Raw genomic sequence first — 13,996 nt, forward strand, 5'->3', positions numbered from 1 at the left:
AAGTTCTACCTCCCTAAAAACGAAAATATAAAAATGGATTGAATGTGGCATCTACCAAGTAGGCAACAGAAAGTAAATAGAGAAAGCCATACCAAGCAAGATGAGCTATCGATAATTCATTCGATTTTGACCATTGCTTCATAGGTATTGACGCGACGATCAATACTATGAGTAGCACGGCATTTGTATAAAAGAAATACACGGTTTCGTTATCCCAAAGCGCTTGACCATTGAGTCCCCACATGGCAGCCAAATAACCTACAATTAAGGAAGGCTGGTCAAAGGCAAATAGCACCCATCCAATAAGAATGAGGATGATTGCATAGAGATGTCTAATCCAGCGTGGTGCACGTTGAAGTAATGCTAGTCCCCACCATTTTTCAAAAAAGAGAATGACACCAAAATACAAGCCCCACATTATAAAGTTCCAGCTAGCCCCATGCCAAAATCCTGTCAGCATCCACACAATCAAAATATTACGCGTTTGAATGGCTAACCCTCGTCGATTGCCACCAAGTGGAATATAGACATAATCACGAAACCAGCTGCTAAGCGAGATATGCCACCTCCGCCAAAAGTCAGTAATGCTCTGCGCAATATATGGCTTGTTGAAATTCTCATTAAATCGAAAGCCAAACATGAGCCCAAGACCAATGGCCATATCTGAATAACCACTAAAATCAAAATAGATTTGGAAGGCAAATGCAATGATGCCTAGCCAGGCCGTTAACACTGGCATCGACTCTGGATTGGAACTAGAAATTGTATCCCAAAGCAGGCCGATATTGTTGGCAAGTAGCACCTTCTTCGCGAGTCCAATTGTAAACCTACGAACACCCTTTGCGAACATCTTCATGTTTTCAGTTCTCTGCTTGAGCTGTTCTGCAATCGAGTTATATTTCACAATCGGCCCTGCCACTAATTGTGGGAACAGGGCGACATATGTGCCAAAGTCAATCCAATTGCGCTGTGCTTTCGCTGTCCCTCTATAGACGTCAATAATGTAAGACATTGATTGGAACGTGTAAAAAGATATTCCGATAGGCAAAGGAAGTTCGGTTAAAGGGATATTCGTCCCAATTAACGCATTTACATTCTGAATTAGAAAATCAGCATATTTAAAATAAGATAGCAGCATGAGATTTACTACAATAGAACATGCTACAACGCCCTTGCGTTTGACCGCGGTCATATTCGGTTTATCAAGGAGCAAACCGAAACAATAATCCGTCAGCGTAGACACTAACATAATCACGATGTATACCGGCTCGCCCCAAGCATAAAAGACAAGGCTCATGATAAATAAAATGAGATTTCTAATACTTCTTGGCGAACAATAATAAAGCGTTAAAACTGCCGGCAAGAACACAAATAGGAAAAGAAGGCTACTAAATACCATAGCTGCCTACTTTTTTTCGAAGAAGCTATCATAAACTTTAATAAGTTCGTCTGCTTGATCGGAAATAACAAATAACACATAATTTCCTTTTACAACTATTTTATGATTTTTTGCATTTTCATATTGATCCGGAAGATACTGTTCAAAATTCTTCATGACATTTTCTGCTCTAGTTTTTACAGCTGCTTCAACTTCTGCAAGATCATTCGCATCTTTCACTTTAAAAATGGCAATTTCATTTGATTTTACGTTCATCATTGGAATTCGAACTGAGAAATCTTCTAGTTTTGCAGGATCTATATTGTATAGGTTCTGCATTTCCTCTGCCGATAATTCCATTAGAGTTGGTTGCTCGACTTCTGTTAGCATTTGCTCTGTCATTTCTTTTGCAGATTTACTTGGTTCAATATTTGTGGTTTTATCATCTGTGGAAGTCTTACCTACCCCGCATGCTGAAACTACCATCGCTAACACCATCGTTAGCAATATTACTATCATTTTTTTCATAAAAAAACTCTCCTTTTTAATAAATATTTGATTACAAAGTGATTAGACGTAGGTAGTCTACTAACGTTACATAAAAATAAATATTTTCAATTTATAAATTTTTATGCGTGCATAGATAGTATGTATTATTTACGATTTGGCATACTTGGATCGTTAATGAAGTTGTAAATGTTTGACCTGAAAGATTGTTTCAATGAGTGCTGATTTCCACTCCGCGAACTCTGAATTGTATCCATGAGTGCTGATTTCCACTCCACGAACGCTGAATTGTGTCCATGAGTGCTGATTTCCACTCCACAAACGCTGAATTGGTTCCACGAGTGCTGATTTCCACTCCGCGAACGCTGAATTGTGTCCATGAGTGCTGATTTCCACTCCGCGAACGCTGAATTGTTTCAATGAGTGCTGATTTCCACTCCGCGAACGCTGAATTGTTTCAATGAGTGCTGATTTCCACTCCGCGAACGCTGTTTTTTTTCATGAGAGTCGATATAATCACGTAAACAAATAAAAAAGGCAACCTTCAGTTCAAACTACTGAAAGTTACCTTTTTATTTTGAGAGCAAAAGAGAATTCTTTTAACTCATCGGGCTTAATCATTTATGTAAACTCCACATCATTAATTTATAGTTTTGCACAGCACAAGCTGCCTGGTGGATGACAGACGGTCCTGAAAAGTCGATACCTCAACCAGAAACCCAGGATTTTAAAGAACCTTTAACTTTTAGGTTTTAGCTTTAAATTATTAAGAACTTTGAAACGTAAACTTTGCGCTTTTAGCTTTACCCTTTGAACTTTTAACTAATAGCATTATTAATGCTAGATAAGTTAAGTTGAGTTGGTTAAAAACCTTTTGTGTGAGGTGTGTTTTGATGTTTCAACTCGCACACACCCCTCTAAGCACGAGCGACTGATACGTTTTCTGTTTTCGCTAGGCCATGCAAATCTATTAAATTTGTATTTCTATTTAAGCTTGTACTTCAATAAACGTTGTCGCATTGGATTCCGATAACACGGCATCCACCTCTGATTCGAACTCCTCAATACGACTACTCAATGCTTCAATCATTTTTTTCGCATTCATTGGATCAACGAATTCAAATTCGTTGCGCTTCATGAATGTCTCAGTATGTAATTTTACTTCTTCTGCAGATTGCTTTTCCTTGTTTCCAAGAATGTTTACTAAGTATGTTTCGAGTTTTGCTGGCAGTGCATCATTTTCTTTTGCGACTGTTTTAATAGCTGTACGATATTGTTGCTGCATTCTATCTAGTAACTGTTTTTCATAACCAATAGACTGTTTTCGTTCAATTGCTTCTGCTACAGTCATTTCATCACTACCTATGATGACTTTTGTTGTAGCATTCGATTCAACAACGAGTGCTTTTATGCGGTTACGATATTGGATTAAGCTTGTCACCTTATCATAAGAAGCTTGCATCTGTTTTTCATATTCTTTAATGTCAATTCCATTTATCTTTTCATTGCTCTTTCGATTAGGTAAGACAACACTTACTTCATTCGTCGCTGCTTCAATACGATGATTTAGCATTTTTAGTTCAGTTAAAGCTCGGTGAATCGTTAATTTTTTCAACTCTGTCATCATTTAATCTCCTAGTTCGGTTAGATTTTTAATGCAAGATACATATAATAATATCCTGCAATTAACTTCATGTCAAAATATCACCATTTATGGTTATGGACCACTCTTTCCAATCCCTACTAGATACCCTCTGAAAAATATGTATAATAGTCCATAGCACTACGTTCTCCTACAAATAGCATAATAAGGTGGTTTAATCATGTCTTCATATGATCGTATATTAATAATGGTCCCTCCCTTTCCCTAGCTAGGTTTATCTCTTTTATTAGAAAATAGACCATGCTTGTAGGAGGGCAAAACAAATTGAATAAACATGTAACACCGTCTATCTTTTTAATGATTGTACTTGTGGCTTTTCCACAAATTAGCGAAACGATTTATTCGCCATCACTCCCAGATATTTCAGTTGCATTTGGTGCAACCAACAGCTCAGTGCAGTTAACCTTAAGTATTTATTTTGTTGGGTTTGCAGTAGGAGTTTTTTGTTGGGGATGGATTTCTGATTTTATCGGAAGAAGACCTGCAATGCTGGGTGGTTTACTATTTTACGGAATTGGTAGTTTCATGTGTTTTTACGCTGATTCTGTAGCATTTCTACTTTTCAGCCGACTCATTCAAGCTTTTGGGGCTGCTACTGGCTCAGTAATTACACAAACTATTTTGCGTGAAAGTGTATCAGGAAGTAAAAGGCATGCCATGTTTGCACAAATATCGGCGGTTATTGCTTTTACGCCTGCAGTAGGCCCCCTAATTGGTGGCTGGGTAGATCAAGTATATGGTTTTAAGGCTGTCTTTTTTGTCCTTGTGATAATGAGTATTTTGTTGTTTATCTATGCCTATTTGAGGCTACCTGAAACAACAAATGACTCAACTAGAAAAAAAGTTGCGATTTTTCCCGTTGCGAAACGTATCATTTCATCACCGCGTGTCCTTGTCTTCGGCTTGCTGATTGGTGGCATCAACGGAATTTTATTCAGTTATTATGCTGAAGCACCTTTTATTTTTATTGAGCACTTTCACATGTCACCCGGACTCTATGGTTTTCTAGGTATAGTTGTAGCGTTAGCATCTATTATTGGTGCTATGGTTTCTAAAAAACTATTAAATAAGTGTCAGCCTGAAAAGATTATTCACCTCGGATGCTTAGTCATGGCTGGTGGATCATTATTTTTAGTACTTGTAGCTACGCTAACAATACTGCCTAATTTGATGGTAATTATCAGTATGTTAATGGCTATTTTTATCATGCTATTAGGTGCTGGTATTGCGTTACCAAACTGTTTAAGTCTTGCTCTAGTAGGTTTTCAAGATGTTGTTGGAACAGCGGGCGCGATATTCAGTTTAGGTTATTACTTTTTAGTTAGTCTCATAACATTTGGCATCAGCCTTATTCATAATGGTTCACTAATGACCATGCCATTATACTTCTTAGTAATCAGTATAATGATGTTGGCTCTTGGTAAAAAGTATATTGTTATACATTAAATTTTTAAAGAGAAGCATCTTAACCCAAAGATGCTTCTCTTTTCGTAGATTAATATTGCTCTACACAACATTTATAACTGAATTACGACAACTCCTGATTTTGAAGTTTTGACGCAAAATATTTGCGCGCTTCGGCCGTCAGAATCGGCAAACAAACTTCTTCTTCCTGCCGTTCAAACTCGATAAACATACCACTTAAGTTTTCATAAACATAGTGGACTTTATAGCCTGTGTCTAAAAAGTCATCTATTTTTTTCATTTCATCCAAACTTAATAAATGATCCGACATACCACCAACACCTCACTCTAATATTCAGCACCTATAACTTCGAGTATTGGGTTCACTTCACCCGCACAATTGATCGTACTTTTTCCGTTTCTTGCACGAGTATATCGTCCCAATCATGACCGACTGTAATGCCTAGATACTTTGCGTCACTTGGGTCGTCTAGTTCCGCTTGTGGGTACTTTTTGAACCACCAATATTTCGCTAGTACATAGTAAACGAGAGCTCCGACGAAGAAGCCGACTAATGAAGAATATGCTGGGAACACATTCGCTAAGATACCGCCAATCACCCACGCAATTAAGCCTGCTAAGTTAAAGCCATTCAAGTACTTAAATTGACCGTCTAATTCGTAAAGCTCTTTTACATTCACCCGACGTTTACGAATTAAATAATAATCGGCAAATAGAATACCTACAATTGCTGTTAAAATACCGCCAATGATTAATAATGCATTTACCAAAACGCCGAATAGACTCCAAGGCTGTGCTAAAATCCCAATAATACCCGCAATGATAACCCCAACCCAGAACGGCACTTTTGGTCCACCGATATTAGAGAAAATCGTTGCTGCAGGTATAACGTTTGCTGACGTATTCGTAGACCATTGTGCTAACACAATCATCAGTAATAAGATCCCTAAAATGAAGCCGCTTGCACTTTGTTGTAACGCATTTATTGGATCAGCAGATGCCACTGCCATATAACAAACCGCACCAATCGCTACGATAAACGTATTGGTAATTGGCATGACGATTAAAGAACCAACTAATTGTGTTTTATTGCGTTTGAACCAATTGCGTTCATTTTTTGGTGCTTTAAAGAAACGAGATAACGTCGGCATATCAGCTGCCAATGTCGCCCAGAATCCCATGTTTGCCATGACCACAACCATGAATGCTGTAAAAGCTGCCATCCCTGTCGTTGGTGATTCCACCCAAGTCCATACATCTTTGCCCTGAGACGTTGCATTGTCTGCTAGCGTAATGTACATCCAGCACGAAATTAAAATAATGATCGGTGCAGCTAAATCTGCGAAGCGCTCTATAGATTTTATGCCAAGCGATGTATTAAATAACTGCAATGCTGCAAAAACGAGGAAACATAAAAACCAATTATTAAATCCAAATAATAAATTCAAAATACCGTTAATCGCCATCGCACCAAAATAAGTGTTAATCCCGAACCAACATGCTGCTGTTACGCCGCGAACGAGCGAAGGTAAGTGCGTACCTATTGTCCCAAATGGAGCTCGCATATAAACCGGGAAAGACAAGCCATGTTCAATACCGATGTCACCAATTAACGTCATAAATACGCCAATTAAAACAGAACCTATTATTGTTGCAAAAATCACCATAGGCAATGGCAGACTCATAATTCCTGATCCACCAATTGCAAAGGCGGCTAATACAATGGCCATCCCTATCCAAATCACTGCAAAACCAAATGTCCCGATACTTCTTTGTTGATGTGTCACTGGAAGTAAATCTGGTGATTTTAAATAATTCCCACCATTCGCCATTCATGTCTCTCCTTTAAGGTAGATTTCCAGCTCACAAAAAATCAGCGCATCTTATCGAGCAAAATTACTGATAAGGGATTGGCGTTCATTCCAAGTCATTGGTGCAATATTAGATTTTCTTTCGACCATTGTGATTGCACCATCTACAGGGCACACAATCGAGCATAAATTACAACCTACACAATCTTCTTCACGGACCTTTAGCATCGGACGACCACTCTCTGTGTACAAATCAATACATTGATGCGACGTATCTTCACAAGCTATGTGACACTTATTACAGTTAATACATACATCATTATTAATCTCAGCGACAATTTTGTAATTTAAGTCTAAGTCGCCCCAATTAGAATAACGTTGTACGGATCGACCGACTAAATCCATTACAGATGCAATGCCTTTATCATCTAGATAGTTATTAAGACCATCAATCATATCTTCAACAATGCTAAATCCATGATGCATCGCCGCTGTACACACTTGCACACCTGATGCACCCATCAATATAAATTCCGCAGCATCCTGCCAATTTGAAATACCCCCGATGCCTGAAATCGGTACATTAATTGCAGGGTTACGGGCACACTCTGCCACCATATTTAACGCAATTGGCTTTACAGCAGGCCCACAATAACCACCGTGTGCTCCTTTGCCAGCAACATGTGGCACTGTATTCCAGGTATCTAAATCAACACCGGCTAAGCTGTTAATCGTATTAATCATACTAATCGCATCTGCTCCGCCACGGACCGCCGCTTCTGCCGTTACGGTAATATCCGTGATGTTCGGTGTTAGCTTAACGATGACCGGGGTGCGCGCTACTTCCTTTGCCCAGTACGTTTGTTTTTCCACCAAATCAGGTACTTGCCCAGAGGCAGAGCCCATTCCTCGTTCTGCCATCCCATGTGGACAACCAAAATTAAGCTCAAATCCATCAACCCCCACATCTTCTACTCGTTTCACAATTTCATGCCACTTTTCTTGTTTTGGCTCGACCATTAAAGAAGCAATAATTGCATGATTAGGGAAGCGTTTTTTCGTTTCATAGATTTCTTTTAAATTGACCTCTAACGGACGATCTGTAATTAGTTCAATATTATTAAAACCTGCTACTCGTTGCCCATTATAACTAACTGCCGCAAATCGTGAAGAAACATTTAAAATCGGATCACCTAACGTCTTCCAAACAGCGCCTCCCCAGCCCGCTTCAAATGCACGTTGTACTTGATAACCTGAGTTGGTCGGTGGTGCTGATGCTAACCAAAATGGATTTGGTGATTTAATGCCTGCTAAGTCAATTCGTAAGTCTGCCATGCCCTGTCCCCCTCAATCAAATTCGCCCCAGCGAATTTGTGTCCAGATTTTGAATCGTGCAAGCACGTTTTACTCCTTTCAAAATCTGTGACATCCGCCGGAGGCTGTAACTTCATTCAGCACTCGTTAATATATCCACTGCTCAATACCAATACCACATTCCTCGTACCACCAAAGTAGGTGAACATTACCGCTGAATGCAGTTATGCAATTTCACTAGGTTTTTTAAAACGTTCGTGTATGATAGTTGCCGCATCTTTACCTTGCTGTGCCGCTGTTACAACCATCGCTTCCCCTTGACCGTTACCGAATACGACATCTCCACATGCAAACACTTTTTCATTAGATGTTTGCATTGTCGTTTCGTCAATATCAACCACACCATTCGTATGCTGTAACGCAAACGCTTCAATTAGCGATACGAAGCGCGTTTGCCCAATTGCTTTAATGACGGCATCCAATTCTATGATAAACTCAGAGCCTTTAACCTCTTCAGGTCGTTGCCTGCCGTCCGCACCAGCCTCACCAAGTCGCATTTTTACACATTCAAGTCCAACTACTTTCCCTGCCTCATCACCAATAATTCTCTTCGGAGCTGTCAGCCACTTAAATGCAACACCATCTTGTTTGGCAAACTCATATTCAAATTTGTAGGCTGTCATCTCTTTTTCTGTTCTTCGGTAAAGAATCTCTACTTGTTCAGCACCTAAACGAACCGCACATGTCGCACCATCGATAGCCGTATTACCAGCACCGATGACAGCAACTCGTTTACCAACTATCTCCTCAGTAAGTGAACCTATTTTCGTTTGCTTCACAAACTCAATAGCATCATGCACACCAGCTAAGTCCTCACCTTCAATACCCAGGTTAGGCACAGCCCCCATACCAACCGCTAAAATAACACTGTCATACTCAGCTAAAATTTCATCCGCTGAAATATCAACGCCAACTGCTGTATTCGTTTTAATGTCAACGCCTAGTTTTACAACTTGTTCAACTTCCCAATCCACCACATCATTTGGTAATCGGAATGACACAATGCCGTAGTTCCCCAAACCACCTGCTTTTGCTTCCGCTTCAAAAATTGTGACACTATAGCCGAAACGACTTAGTTCACGTGCCGCTGATAAACCAGCTGGACCAGAGCCAACTATCGCTACCTTTAAACCATTCGATTGTCCTTGCTTAAATAGCTCAACATCTGAGTCCATCGCCCAATCCGTTGCGTAACGTTGCAAATGTCCGATTTTAATTGGTTTTGTGGATGAATTTAATACACAAGCCCCTTCACATAACTCCTCTGTCGGGCAAACTCTCGCACAGCTGGCACCAATTGGATTTGCCTCCATAATCGTCATGGCCGAACCTTTCATATTTCCAGATGCAATCTTTTTGATGAAATTTGGGATTTGAATACTTGTTGGACAAGCTTTAATACAAGGTGCGTCATAGCAGTATAGGCAGCGGTTGGCTTCTTCTAGCGCTTCGTTTTTCGTCATCCTGCTATTCATTTCAACAAAATTTCGTTTTAGTTGTGCAGTCAATGCATTTTCTTGAATCGGAACCATTCCCACATCCCCCTCATGTGTTCAATCGTTGTTTAATAACAATTACACTTTAATCGTTTGTACAGCAGTCGGTTGTAGTTTACGTTTGATATATTGTCCACTGCCTAATACTCCTACGAACTCTTTATTCTTAATGACATACTCGCCGCGCAAGAGTACGCTGACTGGCTCCCCTGTCACTTCCCAGCCCTCATAAGCGTTATAATCGACATTCATGTGATGTGTGTTTGCTGAAATTTTACGTTTTACTGAAGGATCGAAAATCACGATATCTGCATCAGAACCGATTGCAATCGTTCCTTTTTGTGGGTATAAGCCGAAAATTTTTGCAGCACTTGTTGAGATCATATCGACGAATTCATTGATTGAAATTCTTCCTTTCGCTACACCCTCCGAATATAAAATCCCAAAGCGATCTTCGATAAATGGTCCACCGTTTGGAATTTTAGAGAAATCATTTAAGCCCAATTGCTTCTTCCCATTAAAGCTAAATGAACATTGGTCAGAACCAATCGTTTGAAGTTGCTTTGCTTTTAAGGCGTTCCATAAATGCTCTTGATGGTATTTCGGACGAAGTGGTGGAGACCACACATATTTAGCACCTTCAAAGCCTGGCTGTGCTAAAGCTGATTGATCAAGTGTTAAATAAGGAGGACATGTTTCCCCGTAGACGTCATACCCTTTTTCACGCGCTGCGATAATTTCATCTAATGCTTCTTTACAAGTAACGTGGACGACGTAAAGTTTGGCACCTGCGATATGTGCTAATTCAATTGCTCGTTTCGTTGCTTCACCTTCTAATTCTGCAGGGCGAGTCAGTGCATGATAAATTGGCTCTGTATGACCAGCTCGCTTTGCTTCCTCTACTAGTTCATCGATAACAGAACCATTTTCACAATGCACCATCACGACAGCACCTAAGTCTTTCGCAATTTTGAATGCTTTGAAAAGCGTACGATCTGTTGCCTGGAATTCTTTCGCGTATGCCATGAATACCTTCACGGACGTAATGCCTTCTTGCTCTAGTAATAACGGTAATTCCGCCTCTGTCTCAGGCGTTAAATCACCAATCATTAAGTGGAATCCGTAGTCAATGGCCGAGTTGCCCTTTGCTTTTTCATGCCATTTTTCGACTGCTGCTGCAAGCTGTTCTTCACCTGCAGATAGGCAAAAGTCTAAAATCGTCGTCGTGCCACCGAATGCAGCTGCAATCGTGCCAGACTTCCAATCATCGTCTGTCACCGTGTTGTTAAATGGCATATCTAAATGCGTATGGGGATCAATTCCTCCTGGCATTACATATTTACCCGTTGCATCAATAATTTCTGCTCCATCGACTGATAAATCCTTGCCAATTTGAACAATTTTTCCGTTTTCTATTAAAATATCTGCCTCATACACATCTGACGCTGTCGCAACTAGTCCACCTGTAATAATTTTTTTCAATATACCCCTCACCCTTCGTTTGATAAATTTAATACACTGAATAATAAATTTAGAATCGCTGATAGAATGGCAAATTCCGCCGATAAAACGACTACTTCCGCTGATAGAAGTCTATTTCGCGCTGATAAAGTAATAGACACGCTAGAAGTCTTCTATTTTGAAAATATTAATGTAAAGTATATGTCTCTCCCATTACGAACTTCGTTTGTAGCGTCAGCACAGTTTCAAGTAACACATCTGCACCTTTCGCACAGTCTTCAAATGTCGTTTCTTCTTCCTCGCAATGGCTTTTCCCCTTTATGCTCGGTACGAAAATCATCGCTGAAGGAATAAAACCCGCGATATACTGTGCATCATGCCCCGCTCCACTAAACATTCGATGACATGAGTAGCCAAAGTCCTGACAAGATCTTTCTACTTCATTGCAAATAGATGCATCAAAAAACACCGTATCACGTCCCCAAAGCTTTACTGGATGGACGTGGCAACCTTTTTCCTCAGACGGTAATCCCTTTAGAATATCTTCTACTTGTCGCATCACTTCTGGATTTTGATGGCGCGAATCAATGGTAAACGCAACTTTGTTTGGAATGACTGTATGAATATTAGGCGAAACGTTCATACGACCAAATGTGTAAACAAGTTCTTCATTAATCTTTCCAAGTTGCTCATGTAAATCCGATATGATGCGAGACGCTACAATCATCGGATCTTTACGCATCGACATTGGCGTTGTTCCAGCGTGATCTGATTCGCCTGTAACCGTAATTTCATAACAAACCATCCCTAAAACGCCTTCGACTACACCAATCTCTTGTTGCTTCGCTTCTAGTACTGGCCCTTGTTCAATATGCAGTTCAATATACGCAAGCGCTTCTGTTAAACGGTTTTCTTTCTCTCCCTCATAACCACTCGCTTGTAGTGCAGCTTTAAACGTGGTGCCATTTTTATCAACAGACTGTACCATTTTGTCTTTACTAAATTTTGATGCAATTACACCTGAGCTCATCATCGCGGGATCAAAGCGAGCGCCTTCTTCATTCGTAAAATTCACAATCATTAATGGGATATCTAATTCAATGTCGTTTTCCTTTATTGTTCTGACAGCCTCTATTGCTGTTAAAACACCTAAGACGCCATCAAACCTCCCACCTTTTTCAACAGAATCTAAATGTGATCCCATTACGATTGGTGGGCAATCTTTTTTTCCTCGTAGAATGGCATAGATATTCGCCATGTCATCTACTTTTATCTCCATGCCTAACTCTTCGCATACTTCACAGAAGTAGTCTCTCGCTAACACATCTTCTTTCGAAAGAGACAAACGGGTTACGCCACCATTGGCAGTTGCTCCAAATTGACTAAACTGTTCAATCGACTCTTGCAAACGACTACTATTACATTTATACATATGCAAGTCCTCTCTTTCACATTTACTAAAAAGGTGTTTATTATTAAAATTCTAAAATAGAAAAGAATTGCAAGATATGGATAGGAAGCTAAAAAAAAATGTGCAAGTGCACATAATTTATGGTAAGTTATTTGCATAATAAGGGGGTTTGTTATGGGGACGATTCGTAAAATCGTAGAGGGGGCTCTATTCCCTATGCTGACATTAGTAGCTGGACAAAGCGGTATGTATCGAAAAGTTACAGGTATTAACGTAGTAGAAAGCATTGATCTAATCATGTTTTGCCGACCTAATGAATTAGTCGTGACAACAGGCATTAATTTTCCGCATCAAAATTCTTCTTTAGAACAACTAGTTAAACTAGCGTACACAAAAAAAGTAGCAGGTTTTATCGTTAATACAGGACCCTTCATTCCTGACATTCCTGAATCGGTCATCACTTTTGCCAATGAACATGATTTTCCCATTTTTCAAATGCCTTGGGATTGTCGTGTTGCCGATCTTCTAAAAACAACATTTCAATTCATCGCCAATCACCAGCAAGAACAATCTACTGAAGATAAAATCCTTTTCAACTTACTGTTTCACTTCAAACAACACGCTGAATCTATTAAACAGAATTTAGCTCAACTCGGATTCCCACCAAGCTCAGAATTTGCCATCATCACCTGCACCACAACGGATGCACAAAGCAGGATTGACCGCTATGAAGTCATGATTCAATTCGCATTCCAAAATAGATATAAACGCTTGTTAAGACTAAAGCATAAAAATCACCTCATCTTCCTAATCGACCGAGCACAAATAAACACACCAAATATCCCCTACTCAAAAACCGTTGAAGAAATTTACGACAAAATCACACAGAAAAATAGCAGCTTAAATGTCATCATCGGCAAAGGTAATTTTTACAAGGACTATGAAAACATCCGAAAAAGTTACGATGAATCGCTCACTGTCATTCAATTAGCTCAACTGCATAACAACCGCTTCCTTTACAAATACAAAGAAATTGGTGCATATAAAATTATTATGGGTGTGCAAAATCGGACCTTGATCGAATCATTCAGCCAAGATATCCTTGGACAACTTCATCAATATGATGATTTGCATAACACCGATTATTCAACATTTCTACGCATTTTTCTCGAAGAAAACGGCAGTACGAGTAAAATTAGCGAACGACAATTTATCCACCGCAACACGGTCCTTTATAAAATAAAAAAAATAGAAATGCTATTAGATATGGACTTAAACAATCCATTTACAAAAACAAATCTTTACATGGCTTTCTTAATAGAAGATGTATTGACGCATCAATAATTGAAGCTTGTAATTGTGAAACCTTTTTAGTCAGAAAATTCAATTAAAATTAGTTATTCTAAAATCCATAATGAAATCATATAAAACAACAATCTATCTATTACAAAATTAGATTGCTCATCTCCT

At 39.4% G+C, this 13,996-nt stretch carries 11 protein-coding genes; 2 read left to right on the forward strand and 9 right to left on the reverse strand.

The features are described from left to right. Positions 1-13: 13 nt before the first annotated feature. From ACIQ2D_RS00415 to ACIQ2D_RS00425, 3 genes are all read right to left on the reverse strand, one after another. Positions 14-1,399, reverse strand: a complete 1,386-nt coding sequence (locus ACIQ2D_RS00415; protein ID WP_402857728.1) for an MBOAT family O-acyltransferase — start codon at positions 1,397-1,399, stop codon at positions 14-16. A 6-nt stretch (positions 1,400-1,405) separates the two neighbouring features. Beyond that, positions 1,406-1,906 (reverse strand): DUF4358 domain-containing protein, encoded by a 501-nt coding sequence (locus tag ACIQ2D_RS00420; protein WP_402857731.1) that lies wholly within the window; start codon positions 1,904-1,906, stop codon positions 1,406-1,408. Positions 1,907-2,873: 967 nt separating this feature from the next. Next, positions 2,874-3,509, reverse strand: a complete 636-nt coding sequence (locus ACIQ2D_RS00425) for a hypothetical protein (protein ID WP_402857734.1) — start codon at positions 3,507-3,509, stop codon at positions 2,874-2,876. A gap of 303 nt (positions 3,510-3,812) precedes the next feature. On the opposite strand from ACIQ2D_RS00425, the gene ACIQ2D_RS00430 reads away from it, so the two are divergent. After that, the gene (locus tag ACIQ2D_RS00430; RefSeq protein ID WP_402857737.1) at positions 3,813-4,994 is read left to right on the forward strand and encodes a multidrug effflux MFS transporter; all 1,182 of its coding nucleotides are present in this window, start codon (positions 3,813-3,815) and stop codon (positions 4,992-4,994) included. 82 nt (positions 4,995-5,076) lie between these two features. Here the strand turns inward: ACIQ2D_RS00430 and ACIQ2D_RS00435 are convergent, their stop codons facing one another. From ACIQ2D_RS00435 to ACIQ2D_RS00460, 6 genes are all read right to left on the reverse strand, one after another. After that, complete coding sequence (locus ACIQ2D_RS00435; protein WP_402857740.1) at positions 5,077-5,283, reverse strand: hypothetical protein; 207 nt, start codon at positions 5,281-5,283, stop codon at positions 5,077-5,079. Between the two features lie 52 nt (positions 5,284-5,335). After that, complete coding sequence (locus tag ACIQ2D_RS00440; RefSeq protein ID WP_402857743.1) at positions 5,336-6,805, reverse strand: NCS1 family transporter; 1,470 nt, start codon at positions 6,803-6,805, stop codon at positions 5,336-5,338. A 51-nt stretch (positions 6,806-6,856) separates the two neighbouring features. After that, a complete protein-coding gene (gene preA / locus ACIQ2D_RS00445; protein WP_402857746.1) occupies positions 6,857-8,119 on the reverse strand; it encodes an NAD-dependent dihydropyrimidine dehydrogenase subunit PreA in 1,263 nt (420 codons plus the stop codon). 203 nt (positions 8,120-8,322) lie between these two features. Then, entirely contained in the window at positions 8,323-9,690 is a 1,368-nt protein-coding gene (locus tag ACIQ2D_RS00450) for an NAD(P)-dependent oxidoreductase (RefSeq protein WP_402857749.1), read from the reverse strand. A gap of 42 nt (positions 9,691-9,732) precedes the next feature. Then, complete coding sequence (gene hydA, locus ACIQ2D_RS00455) at positions 9,733-11,136, reverse strand: dihydropyrimidinase (RefSeq protein WP_402857752.1); 1,404 nt, start codon at positions 11,134-11,136, stop codon at positions 9,733-9,735. A gap of 166 nt (positions 11,137-11,302) precedes the next feature. Further along, entirely contained in the window at positions 11,303-12,547 is a 1,245-nt protein-coding gene (locus tag ACIQ2D_RS00460) for a Zn-dependent hydrolase (protein ID WP_402857755.1), read from the reverse strand. A gap of 153 nt (positions 12,548-12,700) precedes the next feature. On the opposite strand from ACIQ2D_RS00460, the gene ACIQ2D_RS00465 reads away from it, so the two are divergent. After that, positions 12,701-13,870, forward strand: coding sequence for a PucR family transcriptional regulator (locus ACIQ2D_RS00465; protein WP_402857758.1), 1,170 nt, complete (start codon positions 12,701-12,703; stop codon positions 13,868-13,870). Positions 13,871-13,996: the final 126 nt, after the last annotated feature.

The sequence above is a fragment of the Lysinibacillus sp. NPDC097287 genome, assembly GCF_044761695.1.
GTDB lineage: Bacteria > Bacillota > Bacilli > Bacillales_A > Planococcaceae > Lysinibacillus.